General features: G+C 75.5%; 3 protein-coding genes. All 3 read left to right on the top strand.

The window, feature by feature from the left end:
- Window positions 1-193: 193 nt before the first annotated feature.
- From ACFV61_RS06940 to ACFV61_RS06930, 3 genes are read left to right on the top strand one after another with little or no spacing between them, the layout of a single operon-like run.
- Window positions 194-1,546: a serine hydrolase domain-containing protein gene (locus ACFV61_RS06940; protein ID WP_380490499.1), complete on the top strand. Its 1,353-nt coding sequence runs from the start codon at window positions 194-196 to the stop codon at window positions 1,544-1,546.
- Between the two features lie 18 nt (window positions 1,547-1,564).
- Window positions 1,565-7,909 (top strand): amino acid adenylation domain-containing protein, encoded by a 6,345-nt coding sequence (locus ACFV61_RS06935; protein ID WP_380490497.1) that lies wholly within the window; start codon window positions 1,565-1,567, stop codon window positions 7,907-7,909.
- Window positions 7,906-20,382 (top strand): amino acid adenylation domain-containing protein, encoded by a 12,477-nt coding sequence (locus tag ACFV61_RS06930; protein ID WP_380490495.1) that lies wholly within the window; start codon window positions 7,906-7,908, stop codon window positions 20,380-20,382. Before ACFV61_RS06935 ends, ACFV61_RS06930 begins: the two co-directional genes overlap by 4 nt.
- Window positions 20,383-20,389: the final 7 nt, after the last annotated feature.

Below are 20,389 nucleotides of genomic sequence, written 5' to 3'. Positions count from 1 at the left end.
ACCTTACTTTGTCGTCGCGCGATTATGTTTTTAAAACTCCAAAACCTTCCCCCCCCCCCCGCGCTGTGGGGCCCCCCCCCCGCCCCCACCCGCCCCGTTTTCGGGTTTCCGGGCAGGTCGAACGGCGTTTCGCAGTGCGGCAACCAGGGTCATTCGGCTGCCGCTTAACGACCCTGACCGGCCCCGCCGCCCGGTGTTAGCCTGCATTCACCAGAGCGAATTCCCCTTTTGCGTAATCCCCGTACCGACGAGCCGTGGACGGAACACGGCCGAACGGGGCTGTTGTGCTGCGCCTTTTTCGGATTCCGGTGAATGCGGTGGGTGGGTTTTAGTGAATTCACAGTCATGGCGTGAAAAGGCCGGACGGCTCGCGCGCGAACACGGTGTGCGCTCCCTCCGGTGCGCGTTCTACGACGCCGGCGAACTCCACGTCGCCGAGGCGGGTGCGGAGCCCGGGCCGGCGCCCGCCGCGCCGTTCGCCTCGCTCACCAAGCTCTTCACCGCGACGCTGGCCATGCAGCTGGCCTTCGACGGCGACCTCGACCTGGACCTGCCGGTCGGCGAGTACCTGAACGAACCACCCTTCGCCGAGCTGAGGCTGACGACCCGCCACCTGCTCAGCCACTCCTCCGGGCTGGTCTGCGACGGCCCCGGCGACGGCGGGCTGCGGGCCGCCGTCGCGGCCGGCCCGCTGTTCGCCCCCGGCACCGCGTTCTCGTACTCCAACGCCGGGTTCGCGCTGGCCGGAAAGGTCATCGAGGCCGCCGCCGGGGTGAGTTGGCGCAACGCCGTGACGGACTTCCTGCTCCGGCCGCTGGACATCGAGCCGGCCTTCCTGGCGGCCGACGAGATCCCCCGCGACCTCGCCCCCGCCGCCGCGATCGCCGGTACCGTCACCGACCTGGTCGCGTTCGCCCGGCTCCACCTGGACGACCGCGACGCCTCGCACGCCGCCCTGCTCGACCAGGAGGCCGTCCGGGAGCTGGCCGAACCGCCCTTCGACACCCTGCCGTTCGGCCTGGCCGACGGTTGGGGCCACGGCTGGGCCCGGTACGGCAACGGCGCCGACCGCTGGCTCGGCCTCGACGGCGTGGGCGCGGGCGCCACCTGCCACCTGCGGATCCAGCCGGAACGCGGCACCGTGATCGCCCTCCAGGCCGACTCCGCGGCCGGCCTCGGCGCCTGGCAGGACCTGCTGGCCCAGCTCCGGGCCGAGGGCGTGGACGTCGCCGGCTACGCGCCGGGCCCCGCCGCCGGCGCCGCGCAGGACCTGTCGGACCGCGTCGGGCAGTGGGCCAACGGCGAGACCGTGTACCGGATCCGCCCCGGCGCCGACACGGCGGACGGCGCACACCCCGGCGCCACCGTCCTGGTCGACGACGACGGGATGGAGTACGACCTGACCGGCCGAGGCGAGCGCTTCTTCGCCGCCCGGCACCCGCGGCTGCCCGAGGTGGAACACCTCGGCCGCTTCCTGCTCGACCCGGAGACCGGGCGCGCGGACCACATGCAGTTCGGCGGCCGCGTCCTGCGACGCGTCGCCTGAACAGGCTGGAGAGCGAACGTGACGATCACCAACGACAGTGTCCTGTCGCCGGCGCAGCAGCGCCTGTGGTTCCTGAACCGCTTCCAGGAGGGCGCCGCCGGCCACACCCACACGGTGGCGCTGCGGCTGGCCGGCGGCCTGGGTCCGGAGCAGCTGCGCGCCGCGCTGGACGCCCTGGTCCGGCGGCACCCGCTGCTGGGCACCGTGCACCGCGAGGCCGAGGGTCGCTGCCGCCCCGAACCCGCCCCCGACGGCGGGGCGTTCGCCGGGCTGCGGCCCGAGCCGGTCGCCCCCGACGAGCTCGACGAGGCGCTGACCCGGGCGGCCGGCCAGGGCCTGGACCTCACCCGGGAGCCCCCGCTGCGGGCCCGGCTGCTCGCCACCGGTCCGGACGCCCACGTGCTGGTCCTGACGGTGCACGAGATCGCGGCCGACGAGCGCTCGCTCGCCGTGATCGTCGACGACCTGGCCCGGGCGTACGCGGCGGCCACCGCCCCGGCCGCCCCCGGCGCGTCCGAGCCCGCCCCGCAGTACGCCGCGGCGGCCGCCGCCGACCGGGAGCTGAACGGCGCCCCCGAGCGGCCCACCGAGCATGCCGCGGCCGAACTCGCCCACTGGCGCGCGGCCTTGGACGGCGCGCCGGCGCAGCTCGACCTGCCCGTCGACCGGCCGCGCCCGGCCGTCACCCGCTACGCCGCCGACGAGTACCGCAGCGAGCTGGACGGCCCGCTGGCGGCGGCCCTCGCCGACCTGGCCGCCGACTGCGGCGCAGGCGTCGAGGCGGTGCTGCACGCCGCCGTCGTGGCGCTGCTCGGCCGCGTCGGCGCCGGCGCCGACGTCCCGCTGGTCGGCAGCCTGCCCGGCCGCGACGACGCCCGGCGCGCCGCCGTGGTCGGCCCGCTGGCCAACCCGGTGGTGCTGCGGGTCCTGCGCCGCCCCGGCGCCTCCTTCCGCGAGCTGGTCGGCGACTGCGCGGCGGTCGCCGACACGGCCCGGCGCCACGGCGGCGTCCCGTTCGAGACCGTGGTCGGCGAGCTGCGGCCCGAGCGCGCGCTCAACCGCCACCCGCTGGCCCAGTTGGCCTTCGACCTCGCCGAGGACCTGCCCGCCCGGCTCGGCTTCGGCCCGCTCGACGCCCAGGTGGTCCAACTTCCCCGCCAGCAATCCCCGTTCGACCTCCAGCTGCGCTTTCGCAGCGCACCCGACGGCTCCGGGCTGCGGCTGGCCGCGACCTTCAGCACCGAGCTGTTCGACCCGGCGACCGTCCGGCGGCTCACCGACGCGCTGCCGCGCCTGCTGGCCGCCGCCGTCGCCGCGCCGGACGCCGACCCGGACGGCTACGAGGTGCTGGACCCGGCCGAGCGGCACGCCCTGCTGACCGAGTGGAACGCCACCGACCGGCCGGTGCCCGACGCCGACGTCTCCGCACTGTTCCGGGCCCGGGCCGCCGCCCAGCCCGCGCGGACCGCCCTGATCGCCGGCGACACCGTGCTCAGCTACGCCGAACTCGACGACCGGGCCGAGCGGCTGGCCGGCGAGCTGCGCCGCCACGGCGCCGCCCCGGGCCGGCTCGTCGCCCTGGCGCTGCCGCGCTCCGCCGACCTCGTCGTCGCCCTGCTCGCGGTGGCCCGCACCGGCGCCGCCTACGTGCCGCTCGACCCCGACTACCCGGCCGACCGGATCGGCTACATCCTCGACCACGCCGCCCCCTCGGCGCTGGTCACCGACAGCGCGACGGCCGGGCGGCTGCCCGCCACCGCCGCCCACCGGCTGCTGCTGGACGACGAGGAGGTGCGCGCCAGGCTGGCGACGGAGCCCGCCGCGCCGCAGGGCCCCGCCGCGACCGCCGCCGACCCGGCCTACGTCATCTACACCTCCGGCTCCACCGGCCGCCCCAAGGGCGTCGTCATCAGCCGCCACGCGCTGACCAACTTCCTGGTCTCGATGGCCGACCTCTTCCCGCTCGCCGCCGAGGACGTCTGGACCTCCGTCACCACGATCGCCTTCGACATCGCCGCCCTGGAGCTCTACCTGCCGCTGGTCGGCGGCGCCACCGTGGTCCTCGCCGACCGCGCGACCGTCACCGACCCCGCCGGGCTGGGCGCCCTGGTCGGCCGCACCGGCACCACGATCATGCAGGCCACCCCCAGCCTCTGGCAGGCCCTGTGCGACGAGGCCCCGCAGGCGCTGCGCGGCCTGCGGATGCTGGTCGGCGGGGAGGCCCTGCCGGCCGCCCTCGCCGAGCGGATGCGCGCGCTCGGCAGCGAGGTCACCAACCTGTACGGGCCCACCGAGACCACCATCTGGTCCACCGCCGCCCGCCTGGACGACCGCCCCGGCGCGCCGACCATCGGCCGGCCGATCGGCAACACCCGGGTCCGGGTCCTCGACGAGGCGCTGCGCCTGGTGCCGATCGGCGCCGCCGGCGAGCTGTACATCGCCGGGGACGGCGTCGGCACCGGCTACCTGCACCGCGAGGACCTCACCCGGGACCGCTTCCTGCCCGACCCGTACGGCGCCGAGGGCGAGCGCATGTACCGCACCGGCGACATCGTCCGCTGGGCCGCCGACGGCAACCTGGAGTACGTCGGCCGCGCCGACTTCCAGCTGAAGGTCCGCGGCTTCCGGATCGAGCCCGGCGAGATCGACGCCGTCCTGGAGCGGCACCCCGCGGTGGCCCGCGCCGTCACCGTCGCCCGCGAGTACGGGGCCGGCGACACCCGGCTGGTCTCCTACGTGGTGCCGGCCGGCGAGGGCGGCGCCGACCCGGCCGAACTGCGCGCGCACGCCGCCGCCACGCTGCCCGGCTACATGGTCCCGGCCGTGGTGGTGCCGATCCCCGAGATCCCGCTGACCCCCAACGGCAAGACCGACCGGGCCGCGCTCCCGGACCCGGGCACCGCCGCCGCCGGCAGCGGACACGGGCCGCGCAGCGCCCGCGAGGAGCAGCTCTGCGACCTGTTCTGCGAGGTGCTCGGCGTCGCCTCGATCGGCGTCGACGACAGCTTCTTCGACCTCGGCGGCCACTCCCTGCTCGCCACCCGGCTGATCGGGCGCATCCGCTCGGTGCTGGACGTCGAGGTGCCGATCCGCACCCTGTTCGAGTCGCCCACCGTCGCCGGGCTGGCCGGCCGGCTGGGCAGCGAGCCCGCCCGCCGGGCCGGACTGGTGCCGGTCGGCCGCGACCGGCCGCTGCCGCTCTCCTACGGCCAGCAGCGGCTCTGGTTCCTGTACGACTACGAGTCCCAGGGCACCGAGTACAACTCGCCGCTCGGCCTGCGGCTGACCGGGCCGCTCGACCGGGACGCCCTCGGGCGCGCCGTCGACGCCCTGGTGGCCCGGCACGAGGCGCTGCGCACCACCTTCGCCACCGAGGGCGGCCAGGGCGTGCAGGTCGTCCACGCCCCCGGCCACCGGCCGGTGCGCTTCACCGACCTCGCGGCCGAGGGGCGCGTCGACGACCTCGACCAGCTGCTGCGCACCGAGCTGAGCCGCTCCTTCGACCTGCGCGGCGGCCCGCTGCTGCGCCCCTGGCTGATCCGGCTGGCCGACGCCGAGCACCTGCTCGTCCTCGACATGCACCACGTCGTCACCGACGGCTGGTCCAAGGAGGTGATGGCCCGCGAGCTCGTCGCCCTGCTCGGCCAGGAGGCCACCGGCCGGCCCGCCGCGCTGAGCGAACTACCCCTGCAGTACGCCGACTTCGCCGTGCACCAGCACGGCGAGCGGGGCGCCCGGGAGGCCGCCGACCTCGCCTACTGGAAGCGCCGGCTGGACGGCGTGGTGCCGCTGGAGCTGCCGACCGACCGGCCCCGGCCCGCCACCCGCGCCACCCGGGGCGCCGGCCACCCCTTCGAGCTGAGCCCCGAGCTGGTGGCCGCCCTCACCCGGCTCTGCCGCCGGGAGGGCGTCACCCTGTTCACCGTCCTCACGGCGGGCGTCCAACTGCTGCTGTCCCGGTACGCGCGCCAGCGCGACGTCGCCGTCGGCACCATCGTCTCCGGCCGCGAGCACAGCGAACTGGAGGACGTGCTCGGCTTCTTCGTCAACACGCTGGTGCTGCGCGCCCGGACCACCCCCGACACGACCGTCGGCGCCTTCCTGGCCGACGTCCGGCAGGGCGTGCTGGAGGCCTTCACCCACCAGCACCTGCCGTACGACCGGCTGATCGACGAGCTCAAGCCGGACCGCGACCCCAGCCGCACCCCGCTGATCCAGGCCGCGCTGATGCTCAAGCGGGCCCAGGATGCGCTGCCCGGCCCCGACGGCCTGCGGGTCGAGGAGAGCGCCCTGCCGCGGATGCACGCGCTGTTCGACATCGGCTTCGAGTTCGAGGAGCGCGACGGGCGGCTCGGCGGCCTGGTCGAGTACAGCACGGCGCTCTTCGACCCGGAGACCGTCGCCCGGACCGCCCGCCACCTCACCGTGCTGCTGGAGGGCATGGCGGCGGCCGACCCGGACCGGCTCGTCGACGAGCTGCCGCTGATGGACGAGCAGGAACGCCGGCTGGTCACCACCGGCTGGAACGCCACCGCGACCGGCGCCCGGTTCCACACGGCGACCATCCACGGCCTGGTCGCCGACCAGGCCCGGCGCACCCCGGAGGCCGCGGCCGTCACCACCGAGGACCGCAGCCTGACCTTCGCCGAACTCGACGCGCTGACGGACGCGCTGGCCCACCGGCTGGCCGACCGCGGCGTCGGCCCGGGCACCGTCGTCGGCGTCCGGACCCGGCGCGCCGCCGAGATGACGATCGCCCAGCTCGCCGTGCTCAAGGCCGGCGCCGCCTACCTGCCGCTCGACCCCGAACTGCCCGACGACCGGACGGTCTACGTGCTCCAGGACGCCGGGGTGCCGGTGCTCCTCACCCAGCGCGACCTGCCCGGGCCCGAGGCGCCGGAAGGCGTCGAGGTGCTGTACGTCGAGGACACCGGGCCCGGCACGCACGACGGGCCGCCCGAGGTCGCCGTCGGCCCGTCCGACCTCGCGTACGTGATCTACACCTCGGGCTCCACCGGCAAGGCCAAGGGCGTGCTGATCGAGCACCGCGGCGTGGTCAACCTGTGCGACTGGTACCGGGACTTCTTCGACGCCGGGCCCGGCGACCGGGCCACCCAGATGGTGCCGCCCGGCTTCGACCCGACGGTGCTGGAGCAGTGGGGCGCCCTCGCCTGCGGCGTGGAGATCCGGTTCGCCTCCGACCGCGTCCTGGAGGACCCGCACCTGCTCGCCGGCTGGATCGTCGAGCAGGGGATCACCCTCATCCTCATCCCGGCCCCGCGCCTGGAGGGCCTGCTCGACCAGCCCGCGCTCCACCAGGGCCGGGTGCGCCACATCCTCACCGGCGCCGACGTGGTGCGCCGCCGGCTGCCGCGCGGCTCCGCGATGGCGCTGTCCAACCTGTACGGCCCGACCGAGACCACCGTGCTCACCACCGGCACGGTGCTGGAGGCGGAGGAGGACGCCCCGGTCGGGCGACTGCCCTCGATCGGCCGGCCCATCGCCAACACCACCGGCTACGTGCTCGACGAGCACCGCGAGCCCGTCCCGGTGGGCGTGCCCGGCGAACTGTACGTCGGCGGCGCCGGGGTGGCCCGCGGCTACCTGGGCCGCCCGGAGCTCACCGAGGAGCGGTTCGTCCCGGACCACCTCGCCGCGACCGCCGGCGCGAGGCTCTACCGCACCGGCGACCTGGTCCGCTGGCTGCCCGACGGCACGCTCGAATTCCTCGGGCGGATCGACAACCAGGTCAAGGTGCGCGGCTACCGGATCGAGCTGGGCGAGATCGAGACCGCGCTGCTCGACGACGAGAGCGTCGAGCAGACCGCGGTGGTCGCCCGGACCAGGCCGTCCGGGCAGACCGTGCTGACCGGCTACGTGGTGCCCGCGGACGGCGCCGCCGACCCGGAGAAGATCCGGGCCCGGCTCGCCGAGCGGCTGCCCGGCTACATGGTCCCGCCGGTCGTCATCGTCCTGGACGCGTTCCCGATGACCACGAGCGGCAAGATCGACCGGCGGGCCCTGCCGGAACCGGAGGAGCAGCGGCCGGCGGCCGAGCCCACCGCGCCCCGGGACGAGACCGAGGCGGCGCTGGCCGGGATCTGGGCCGAGGTGCTGGGCGTGCCCGTCGTGGGGGCCGAGGACAACGTCTTCGACCACGGCGCCAACTCGGTGCTCACCCTCCAGGTCACCGCCCGGATCCGGGAGGTGTTCGGCGTCGGGGTCTCGGCCCGGCACGTGTTCGCCGCCCGCACCGTGGCGGCCCTCGCGGACCAGGTCCGCAAGCAAGTACTCGAAGACGTGCGCCGGACACCGGCGGACCGGACGACGACGCGCGGTGGCGCGCGGGGGAGCAACCGATGACAGACCAGCGACACAGCGAGGGCCAGGACGCCGACGAGATCCTGCGGCAGCGACTGGCAGCCGCCGGCGCCGGCGGCGGCGACCGCGACGCGATCCGGCCCGGCGGCGACGGCCCGGCCCCGCTCTCCTTCGGCCAGGAACGGCTCTGGTTCCTCCAGGAGTTCGAGACCGACGCGGTCGAGTACACCACCTCCTTCGGCCTCCGGCTGCGCGGCGGCCTCGACCTGGCCGCGCTGCGCACCGCGCTGACCGGCCTGGTCGAGCGGCACGAGCCGCTGCGCACCGTCTTCACCACCGAGGACGGCGTGGCCCGCCAGGAGGTCCGGCCCGCCTACGCCCCGGACACCGAGCCGGTGGACCTGAGCGCGCTGGGCGCCGACGAGCGGGAGGCCGAGTTCGCCGCGCTGCTGCGCCGCGAACTCGCCACCCCCTTCGACCTCGCCAGCGGCCCGCTGCTGCGCTCCACGGTCGTGCGGCACGGCCCGGACGACCACGCGCTCTTCCTCAACCTGCACCACATCGCCGCCGACGGCTGGTCCAAGGGCCTGCTGACCGGCGAGCTCGGCGAGCTCTACCGGGCCGCCGTCGAGGGCCGCCCGCACACCCTCGCCCCGCTGCCGGTCAGCTACCGCGACTACTCCCGCTGGCAGCGCGAGCGCTGCACCGAAGACCGCCTGGCCGGGCAACTGGACTACTGGCGCGACGAGTTGGCGGACATCCAGCCGCTGGAGCTGCCCACCGACCGGCCCCGCCCGGCGGTGCGCACCACCGTCGGCGCCCTGCACACCTTCCAGGTCGACGCCGAGGTCGCCACCGGCCTCGACACGCTCGGCGCCGAACGCGGCACCACGCTCTTCGCCGTGCTCGCCGCCGCCACCCAGGTCCTGCTGGCCCGGCACACCGGCCAGCGCACCGTCGGCCTGGGCACCGTGTCGGTCGGCCGCGACCGCACCGAACTGGAGCCGCTGGTCGGCTTCTTCGTCAACACCCTGGTCCTGCACGGCCGGATCGACCTGGACGAGGCCTTCGGCGACCTGCTGGAGCGCACCACCGACCAGCTCTGGGACGCCCTCAGCAACCAGGACGTCCCCTTCCACCGGCTGGTGGACGAGATCCAGCCCGAGCGCGACCCGAGCCGCACCCCGCTGGTGCAGGCCGCCCTCGTGCTCCAGAACGACCCCGGGGCCCTGCCCGACTTCGGCGGCCCGGCCGTCGAGGAGTTCCGCGCGCCCTCGGTGTCCTCCATCTTCGACCTGACGCTGGAGTTCACCCCGGCCGCCGACGGCACGCTGGGCGGGACGGTGGAGTACAACACCGACCTGTTCGACGCCTCGACCGTCGACGCGCTCTGCACCCGGCTGCTGCTCCTGCTGGCGGGCGTCGCCGCCGACGCCGACCGCCCGGTCGGCGACCTGCCGCTGCTCACCGCCGCCGAACTCGACACCGTCACCCGCGACTGGGCCGAGAACCGGGTGCCCTACCCGGCCGACCGGACCGTCCACTCGCTGGTCGCCGAGCAGGCCGCGGCCACCCCCGACGCCATCGCCGTCACCGCCGCCGAAGGCGAGCTGACTTACCGTCAGCTCGACGAGCAGGCCGACCGGTTGGCCCGGCTGCTGCTCGACCACGGCGCCCGCCCAGGCCAGCACGTCGCGGTCTGCCTGCCCCGCGGCACCGGCCTGGTCGTCGCCCTGCTGGCCGTGCTCAAGGCCGGCTGCACCTACGTGCCGCTGGACCCGGACTACCCGGCCGACCGGCTGGAGTTCATGCTCGCGGACACCGGGGCCGCGCTCTGCGTCACCGACCGGGAGCTGCTCGAACGGCTGCCCGACCTGGCCGTCCCGGCCCTGCTGCCCGCCGAGCGCACCGCCGAGCTGGCCGCCCTCCCGGCCGGGCCGCCGGCCACCGACGCGGGGCCCGAGAGCGCCGCCTACGTCATCTACACCTCCGGTTCCACCGGCCGGCCCAAGGGCGTCGTGGTCGAGCACCGCTCCATCGTCCGGCTGGTCCGCGGCGCCGACTACGCCCCGCTGGCGGCCGACGACGTGGTGGCGCAGGTCGCCGACGCCACCTTCGACGCGGCGACCTTCGAGTTCTGGGGCCCGCTGGTGGCCGGGGCGCGGATCGCCGTCATCACCAAGGACGTCCTGCTCGACCCGCCGGCCTTCGCCGCCGCACTGCGCTCGACCGGCGCCACCGCGATGTTCCTCACCGCCGGCGTCTTCAACCAGGTCGTCGGCCTGGAGCCCACCGCCTTCGGCGGCATGCGCCACCTGCTGGTCGGCGGCGAGGCGCTCAACCCGCGCCGGATCGCCGAACTGCTGGCCGGCGGCGCCCCGCCGCAGCGGCTGGTCAACGGCTACGGCCCGACCGAGACCACCACCTTCGCCGTCTCCCACCTGATCCGCGAGACCGACGGCGTGCGCGCCATCCCGATCGGCCGCCCGATCTCCAACACGGCGGTGTACGTCCTCGACGAGCGCCGCCGCCCCGTCCCGCCCGGCGTGCCCGGCGAGCTCTGGATCGCCGGCCCCGGCGTCGCCCGCGGCTACCTGGGCCGCCCGGAGCTGACCGAGGAGCGCTTCCAGCCCTCGCCGTTCGCGGCGGAGCCCGGCGAGCGGATGTACCGCACCGGGGACGTGGTGCGCTGGGCCGACGGCCTGGTCGAGTACCTCGGCCGCGCCGACACCCAGGTCAAGGTCCGCGGCTACCGGATCGAGCCCGGCGAGGTCGAAGCCGTCCTGGAGGCCCACCCCGCGGTGGCCGAGGCCCTGGTGGTCGCCCTCGCGGACGGCGACCACAAGCGGCTGGTCGGCTACCTGCGCGCCGAGCCCGGCGCCGTCATCGCGCCGCTGGACCTGCGCGCCTTCGCCGAGCAGCGGCTGCCTTCCTACAGCGTCCCGACCGCCTTCGCCACCCTCGACGCCTTCCCGCTCACCCCCAACGGCAAGGTCGACGTCCGGGCCCTGCCGGCGCCGGACGCCCCCCTGGAGCGGGAGGACTACCGGGCCCCCGAGGACCCGGCCGAGCAGGCGCTCGCCGAGGTCTGGTCGGAGGTGCTCGGCATCGGCAAGGTCGGCGCCGACGACAATTTCTTCGAACTCGGCGGCGACTCCATCCTGAGCATCCAGGTGGTCGCCCGGGCCCGCCGGGCCGGACTCGTCATCACCTCGAAGGACATCTTCTCCCGGCAGTCGCTCGCCGACCTCGCCCGCGCCGCCCGCCCGGTGGAGCAGGCCCCGGTCGTCCAGGTCGACGCCGACGACCACGAGCCGGCCCCGCTCGGCCCCGTCCAGGAGTGGTTCTTCGCCCACCACACCCGCGGCGCCCACCACTTCAACCAGTCCGTGCTGATCACCCTGGACGGCGCGGTCGACGAACCCGCGCTGGCCCGCGCCCTGGCCGGCCTCGTCCGCCGGCACGAGGCCCTGCGCACCCGCTTCGCCACCGGCCCCGACGGCCGGCGGGTCCAGACCGTCACCGCGCCGGACGCCGACGCCGTGCCGACCGAGGCCCGGATCGAGCGGATCACCCTCGACCAGGCCGCCCCCGGCGAGCGCGCCGCCGCCATGCGCACCCTCGCCGAGGCCGCGCAGGCCTCGCTCGACCCGGCCGAAGGGCCGCTGGTGCGCACCCTGCTGTTCGACCACGGCGCCGGCGAGCCCGCGCGGCTGCTGCTCACCGTGCACCACCTGGCCGTGGACGGCGTCTCCTGGCGGATCCTCCTGGAGGACCTGGAGAGCGCCTACCGGCAGGCCGTCCGCGGCGAGGACGTCGACCTCGGCCCGGCCGGCACCTCGTACCGCGGCTGGGCGCGCCGCCTCGCCGCCTTCACCCAGGACGGCGGCCTGGACGACGAACTGGCGCACTGGGCCCGCCCGGTGCCGGCCGGCTCCGCCGACCTGCCCACCGACCGGGAGGGCCGCAACAGCGTCGGCGACACCCGCGCCGTCTCGGCCGGCCTCGACGCCGAGCGCACCCGGCAACTGCTCCAGGACGTGCCCGCCGTCTACCGCACCCAGGTCAACGACGTCCTGCTGACCGCCCTCGGCCGCGCACTCGCCCGCTTCACCGGCCGGGCCCGCACCCTGATCACCCTGGAAGGCCACGGCCGCGAGGAGATCCTCGACGGCACCGACGTCTCCCGGACGGTCGGCTGGTTCACCTCGATCTTCCCGGTGCTGCTGGAGTCCCCGGCCGACCGCCCGCTCGGCCGGCTCATCCGCGACACCAAGGAACTGCTGCGCGCCGTGCCCGGCCGCGGCGCCGGCTACGGCCCGCTGCGCTACCTGCGCGGCGACCAGCCGCAGGCCGCCGCCCTGGCCGCGGCGCCGCAGCCCCAGGTCAGCTTCAACTACCTCGGCCAGTGGAGCGACGCCGCGGCCGGGAGCGAGCTGTTCCGCGCCGTCGAACCCGACTACGGCCTGGACCACCACCCGGACGAGGAGCGGCCGCACCTGCTGGACATCGTCGGCGAGGTCCGGCACGGCGTGCTGACCTTCGACTTCCACTACGCGCCGCAGCGCCACGACCAGGCCACCGTGCAGCGGCTCGCCGACGACTTCGCGGCGGCCCTGACCGAACTCGTCGAGCACTGCCTGGCCCCCGGCGCCGGCGGCGCCACCCCCGGCGACTTCCCGCTGCTCACCCTCGACCAGGCGACCGTCGACCGGCTGGTGCCGGCCGGCTCCGCCGTCGAGGACATCCACCCGCTGACCCCGATGCAGAGCGGGATGCTCTTCCACACCCTCAACCAGGACGGCGTCGGCGCCTACTCCGACCACGTCGCCTTCCGGCTGGAGGGCGTCCGCGACGTCGACGCGCTGGCCGCCGCCTGGCAGCAGGTGGTCGACCGCACCCCCGCGCTGCGCACCCGGCTGGTCTGGGACGGCGTCCCCGAGCCCGTCCAGGTGGTCGAGCGCTCCGCCCGGCTGACGGTGCGCCACCTCGACTGGACCGGCCTGCCCGCCGCCGAACTGGACCGCCGGCTCAAGGCGCTGATCGACGAGGAGCGCGCCACCGGGATCGAGCTGTCCCGGGCGCCGCTGATGCGCCTCGCCCTCGCCCGCGAGGACGAGCGGACCGTCCGCGTCGTGTGGACCTTCCACCACGCCGTCCTGGACGGCTGGAGCACCTCGCACCTGTTCGCCGACCTCTTCGCCGCCTACCAGGCGCTCACCGACGGCAGGGGCAAGGCCCCGGCCCTGCCCGAGCGCCGGCCGTTCCGCGACTACGTCGCCTGGCTGGCCCGGCAGGACAAGGCCGCGGCCGCCGCCCACTGGAGCGCCCTGCTGGGCGACCTGGACGCGCCGACCCAGCTGCCCTTCGGCCGCTCGGTGCCCCAGGGCCACGAGTCCCAGTCCGCCGGGCAGGTCCGGGTGGGCCTGTCCGGCGCCGAGACCGACGCGCTGGTCGCGATGGTCCGCCGCCACCGGCTCACCCTCAACACCGCCGTCCAGGGCGCCTGGGCGATCCTGCTGGCCCGCCACTCCGGGCAGCGCGACGTCTGCTTCGGCACCACCGTGGCCGGCCGCCCGACCGAGCTGCCCGGCGCCGACACCATGGTCGGCAACCTGCTCAACACCCTGCCGCTGCGCACCGAGGTCGACCAGGACGCCCCGCTGGTGGAGTGGCTGGCGGCCCTCCAGGCCGAGCAGGCCGAATCCCGGCGCTTCGAGTACTCCTCGATCGCCGAGATCCAGCGCAGCAGCAAGGTCCCGCGCGGCAGCGCGCTGTTCCAGACCCTGGTGGTGTTCGAGAACTACCCGGGCAACGGGGCCGCCGCCGAACGCCACGGACTGCGCCTCAGCGACGTCCGCGCCGTCGACACCACCAGCTTCACGCTGGACCTCACCGCCTACGACGACGACGGCTCGCTGACCCTGCTGCTCTCCTACGACCCGGCGCTCTACGACCGCGCCCAGGCCGAGGTGCTCGCCGACCAGCTCGCCGTCCTGCTCGGCAGCATGCCCACCGCCCCCGGCCAGCGGGTCGGCGACGTCCCGATGCTGTCGCTGCGCGCCCGCGACCGCGTCCTGTACGAGTGGAACGACACCGGCACCCCGGGCGCCGACGCCTGCCTGCACGAGCTGATCGCCGAGCAAGCGCAGCAGACCCCGGACGCCGAGGCGGTGGTCTTCGAGGAGACCGTGCTGACCTACGCGGAACTGGAGGCCCGGGCCAACCGGCTCGCCCAGCACCTCGTCGGCCAGGGCATCGGCCCGGAGACCGTCGTCGCCATCTGCCTGGACCGCGGCCCGGACACCGTCGTCGCCGCCCTCGGCGTCCTCAAGGCCGGCGCCGCCTACCTGCCGCTGGACCCCGCCCACCCCGCCGAGCGGCTGCGCCTGGTGCTGGACGACAGCGCCGCCGCGATGCTCGTCACCCAACGGGACCTCGCCGAGCGGCTCCCGCTGTGCGACGCGACCGTGCTCTGCCTGGACGCCGACCGCGAGGAGATCGACAGCTGGCCCGCCGAGGCGCCCAGCACCGAGGTGACCCCGGACAACCTCGCCTACGTCATCTACACCTCCGGCTCCACCGGCAAGCCCAAGGGCGTCACGGTCGAGCACCGCAGCGTCGCCCGGGCCGCCGCGGCCTGGCGCGAGGCCTACCGGCTCGACCGCGGCCCCGTCCGCCAGCTCAACCTCGCCAGCATGGCCTTCGACGTCTTCGTCTCCGACCTGACGCACGCGCTGACCACCGGCGGCGCCCTGGTGCTCTGCCCGAAGGACGCCACCACCGACCCGGTGCGCCTGCTCGACCTGATGGAGCGCCAGCGCGTCACCCACGTCGAGACGGTGCCCTCGCTGGCCAACGCGCTGGCCGACGAGGCCGCCCGCACCGGCCGGGCCTTCCCGCCGCTGCGCTACCTGGCCGTCGGCTCGGACAACTGGCGCACCGACGACTGCCGCCGGCTGCTGAAGAGCGTCGCCCCCGGCACCGTCGTGCTCAACTCCTACGGCGTCACCGAGGCCACCGTCGAGTCCTCGTACTTCACCGTCACCCCGCAGAGCCTGCCGGACGTCGCGTCCGTGCCGATCGGCCGGCCCATCCCGGGCACCCGGATGTACGTCCTGGACGCGGACCTGGAGCCGCTGCCGGTCGGCGTCGTCGGCGAGCTCTTCCTCGGCGGCAGCGGCGTCACCCGGGGCTACCTGGGCCGCCCCGACCTCACCGAGGAGCGCTTCTCCGCCGACCCGTTCACGCCCCACCCCGACGGCCGGCTCTACCGCACCGGCGACCAGGCCCGCTTCCTGCCCACCGGCGACGTCGAGTTCCTCGGCCGCGGCGACGACCAGGTCAAGATCCGCGGGTTCCGGGTGGAACTCGCCGAGATCGAGGCCGTCCTGCGCCGCCACCCCGACGTCCTGGAGGCCGTCGCGGCGCTGCGCTCCGAGCCGGGCGCCGTCCTGACCGGGTACGTCGTGCCCCGGCCCGGCACCGCACCGGAGAGCGCCGAGCTGCGCCGCTACCTGGAGGGCTCGCTGCCCCGCCACATGGTGCCGCAGGCCTTCGTCCGGCTCGACCGGCTGCCGCTGAACGCCAACGGCAAGGTGGACCGGCGGGCGCTGCCGGCCGCGGCCGCCGACGACCGCCCGGCCACCACCAGGACGGCCCCCCGCAACCCCGCCGAGCAGGCGCTCGCCGGGCTCTGGGCGGAGGTCTTCCGGGTGCCCGAGGTCGGCGTCGACGACAACTTCTTCGACCTGGGCGGTGACTCGATCCTGAGCATCCAGGTCGTCTCCCGGGCGCGGCAGTTGGGACTGCGCCTCAGCTCGCAGGACATCTTCAGCCACCAGACCATCGCCGGGATCGCCGCCGCGATCTCGACCCACGAACCCGAGGAGCCGGCCGGCGTGAACACCGAACCCGTCACCGGAAGGGCGCCGCTGACCCCGATCCAGCGCGCCTTCTTCCAACACCACACCGAGGCCCCCCAGCACAGCACCATGTCCGTGCTGGCCGAGCTGCGCGAACTCCCCGACGAGGCGCACCTGCGCACCGCGCTCGACGCCCTCCTCACCCACCACGACGCCCTGCGCACCCGCTTCCGCACCGTCTACGGCCGCTGGCAGCAGGAGATCGCCGCCCCCGGCGACGGCTGGCCGCTGGAGCGGCTGGACCTCACCCTGGAGGCCGACCCGGAGGGCGCGCTGCTGGCCGCCGCGACCGCCGCCCAGTCCGGCTTCGACCTGGCCGAGGGCCCGCTGGTGCGGGCCGTGCTGGCCGACCTCGGCGGCACCGCCGGCGCCCGGCTCTTCCTCACCGCCCACCACCTGGTGGTCGACGCGGTCTCCTGGCAGACCCTGCTCGGCGACCTGGAGACGGCCTACCGGCAGGCCGCCGAGGGCCGGCCGGTCGACCTCGGCTCGCGCGGCACCTCCTTCCTCGACTGGTCCCGCCGGCTCTCCGAGCACACCGCGGTCGGCGGCTTCGACGAGGAGCTGGACCACTGGTTCGCGGCCGGCCGCGCCGGCGGCGAGCCGCTGCCCGCCGACCTCACCGGCACCCCGACCGTCGCCACCGCCGCCGCCGTCCGGGTCGGCCTGGACGCGGAGAGCACCGACGCGCTGCTGCGCGAGGTCCCCGCGGTCTACCGCACCCAGGTCAACGACGTCCTGCTGACCGCGCTCGCCCGGGTGCTCGCCGACTGGACCGGCCGCTCCGCCGTCCTGGTGGACCTGGAGGGCCACGGCCGCGAGGAGATCTTCGACGACGTCGACCTGAGCCGCACCACCGGCTGGTTCACCACCTCCTTCCCGGTCGCCCTGGACACCGCCGACGGCGCCGACTGGGGCGCCAGGCTCCGCTCCGTCAAGGAGCAGCTGCGGGCCGTCCCCCAGCGCGGCATCGGCTACGGCGCGCTGCGCCACCTCAGCCCGGCCGGGGCGCCCGGCGAGCTGCTCGCCGAAGGCCCCCGCGCCCAGGTCGGCTTCAACTACCTCGGCCGGGTCGTCGACGGCCACGACGGCGGCCTGCTGCACGACGTGCGGCTCGGCTACGGCACCGAGCAGGCGCCCGGGGAACTGCTGGAGTACCCGCTCGACATCGTGGCGTACGTGCGCGACGGCAAGCTCGGCTTCGAGCTGTTCCACTCCACCGCGACCCACACCACCGAGACCGTCCAGCGGGTCGGCGACCAGCTGGTCGAGGCCCTGCGCGGGATCGTCGCGCACTGCCGCGAGGCCGGCGCCGCCGCCTCCGGGGCCACCCCCTCGGACTTCCCGCTCGCCCGGGTCGACCAGCCGCTGCTGGACGAACTGACCGCCCTGGGCCGGATCGCCGACCTCTACCCGGCCACGCCGATGCAGCACGGCCTGCTGTTCCACAGCCTCACCGAGGAGGGCGAGGGCGTCTACCTCGGCCAGCTGTCCTTCCTGCTGGAGGGCGGCGTGGACGCGGACGCCTTCGCCGAGGCCTGGCAGCGCCTCGCCGACCGGACCCCGATGCTGCGCACCGGCTTCGCCCGGGTCGACACCGACCAGCCGCTCCAGGTGGTCCGCGAGCACGTCACCGTGCCCGTCGAGCGGCTGGACTGGAGCGCCCTGCCGGCGGCCGAGCGCGAGCAGCGGTTCGCCGCCTACCTCGCCGAGGACCGCACCCGCGGCATCGACCTGGCCGTGGCGCCGCTGATGCGCCTGGCCCTGATCGACGAGCCGGACGGCGCCCTGCGGGTCGTCTGGACCTCGCACCACCTGCTGCTGGACGGCTGGAGCAGCGCCGAACTGGTCTCCGAGGTGGTCGACGACTACCTCCGGCTCACCGGCCACGACCGGCCCGGCCCGGCCGCCCGCCGCCCGTTCCGCGACTACGTCGCCTGGCTCGGCGAGCAGGACCTGGCCGACGCCGAGCGCTACTGGCGCGAGCTGCTCGACGGCTTCACCGCCCCGACCGCCCTGCCGGCCGACCGGGCCGGCGAGGAGGCGGCCCGCCAGGGCAGCGAGGCGACCAGCGTCTTCCAGCTGGAGCCCGAGGTCAGCGAGCGGCTCGCCGAGGTCGCCCGGCGCCACCGGCTCACCACCAACACGCTCGCCCAGGGCGCCTGGGCGCTGACGCTCTCGCGCTACGCGGGGGAGCGGGAGGTCTGCTTCGGCTCGGCCGTCTCCGGCCGCCCCGCCGACCTGCCCGACGTCGAGTCGATGATCGGCCTGTTCATCAACAACCTGCCGGTGCGGGTCGAGGTCCGCCCCGAACAGCCCGTCCTCGACTGGCTGGGCGACCTCCAGCGCGACCAGGTCCAGGCCCGCAGCTACGAGTACGTCTCGCTGGCGCAGATCCGCGGCTGGACCGGGCTGCCCGCCGGGGTCGACCTGTTCGACAGCTACGTGGTCGTCGAGAACTACCCCTTCGACGGCGAACTGGGCTCCGACCAGGGCATCCGGATCTGCGACGTGCGCTCCCAGGAGCCCACCAGCTACGCCATGGTGCTCGCGGTCTTCGCCGGCGAGCAGCTCTCCTTCCGGCTCGCCTACGACCCCGGGCTCTTCGACGCCGACACCGCCGACCGCGTCACCGGCGACCTGCGCGCCCTGCTGGAGGAGATCGCGGCCGAGCCCGAGCGCACCCTCGCCGAGCTGCGCGCGCTGGCCCCCGCCCACCGGGAGCGGCTGCTCACCGGCCACAACGAGACCGCCACCGCGCTCACCACCGACGCCCTGGTGCCCGAGCGGTTCGCCCGCCAGGCCGCCGCCACCCCGCAGGCCGTCGCCCTGGTCCACGGCGGCGAGCGGATCACCTTCGCCGAGCTGGACGAGCGGGCCAACCGGCTCGCCCACCACCTCGCCGACCGGGGCGTCGGCCCCGAGGTGCCGGTCGCGGTCTGCCTGCGGCGCGGCCCCGGCCTGATCACCGCGCTGCTCGCGGTGCTCAAGGCGGGCGGCGTCTACACCCCGCTGGACCCGGCCGCCCCGGCCGAGCGCCTGCGGCTGCTGGTCGAGGACGTCAAGCCCCGGGTGGTGATCGCCGACGAGGCCGCGAGCACCACGCTGGCGCTGCCCGCCGACGTCGCCCTGGTCGTCCCCGAGCGCGAGCGGGACGCGATCGCGGCCCGGCCCGCCACCGCCCCCGACCCGGACCTCGCCCCGGAGCACGCCGCCTACGTCATCCACACCTCCGGCTCCACCGGCAAGCCCAAGGGCGTGCTGGTCGAGCACGGCAGCCTGGCGAACCTGCTCGACAGCCACCTGCGGACCGTCTTCGAGCCGCTGCGCGAGGCCTGCGGCGACCGGCAGGTCCGGGTCGCCCACCTGGCGCCCGCGTCCTTCGACGCCTCCTGGAACCCGGTGCTGTGGATGGTCGCCGGCCACGAACTGCACCTGGTCGACGACGAGGTGCGGCGCGACGCGCACGCCCTGGTCGCCTACCGCGCCGAGCAGCGGATCGACTTCCTGCAGACCACCCCGTCCTGGTTCCGCCAGCTCGACGACGCCGGACTGCTCGCCCCCGGCACCCACCCGCTGCGCGGCGCGGCGCTCGGCGGCGAGGCGATCGGCCAGGCCCAGTGGGACCGGCTGCGCGCCCAGTCCGACCTGATCGCCTACAACTTCTACGGGCCCACCGAGGCCACCGTGGACGCGCTGGTCTGCCGGGTCGCCGACAGCCCCCGGCCCGTCCTCGGCCTGCCCGTCCAGAACGTCCGGGCCTACGTCCTGGACCCGGAGCGCAACCTCGCCCCGGTCGGCGCGCCCGGCGAGCTGTACCTGGCCGGCGACGGCCTGGCCCGCGGCTACCTGGGCCGCCCCGACCTGACCGAACAGGCCTTCCTGGCCGCGCCGTTCGACCCCAAGGAGCGGCTGTACCGCACCGGCGACCGGGTCCGCCGGCTGTCCGACGGCCGGCTGGAGTTCCTCGGCCGGCTCGACGACCAGGTCAAGCTGCGCGGCTACCGGATCGAGCCGGGCGAGATCACCGCGGCCCTGGACGCCCACCCGGGCGTCGCCGAGTCCGTCGTCCTGGTCCGCGGCGAGGCCGAGCACGCCCGCCTGGTCGCCTACCTGCGGCCGGCCGCGGGCGGCGTCCCCGGCGCCGCCGAGCTCGCCGGTTACCTCGCCGAGCGGCTCCCGGCGCACCTGGTGCCGGCCGCCTTCACCGAGGTGGAGTCCTTCCCGCTCACCCGGCACGGCAAGATCGACCGGGCCGCGCTGCCCGACCCCGCCGAGACGGCCGTCGAGGCCGCCGAGGAGTGGGTGGAGCCGCGCGACGAGACCGAGAAGCTGATCGCCGGGATCTGGTCCGAGACCCTGCACGTGGAGCGGGTCGGCGCGCACGACAGCTTCTTCGCCCTCGGCGGGCAGTCCCTGACCAGCGTGCAGGCGATCACCAGGATCAAGCAGACCTTCGGCATCCGGATCGCCTTCCGCAGCCTCCTGGAGAACCCCACCGTGGCGGGGGTGGCGCGACTCGTCGAGGACGCGCTGCTGGAGGAACTGGAGCGAGAGGCCGCGCGCCAGTCGGCGCCGGCGGCGGAGTAGGGGCAAC

The sequence above is a fragment of the Kitasatospora sp. NPDC059817 genome (genome assembly GCF_042731835.1).
Lineage (GTDB): Bacteria > Actinomycetota > Actinomycetes > Streptomycetales > Streptomycetaceae > Kitasatospora.
The sequence above is the reverse complement of the archived record's forward strand: the minus strand, read 5'-3'. Positions and strand labels throughout refer to the sequence as shown.

Coding starts and splice junctions, on each gene's coding strand:
- ACFV61_RS06930 (WP_380490495.1), top strand. CDS start 7,906: ATGACAGACCAGCGACACAGCGAGGGCCAGGACGCCGACGAGATCCTG.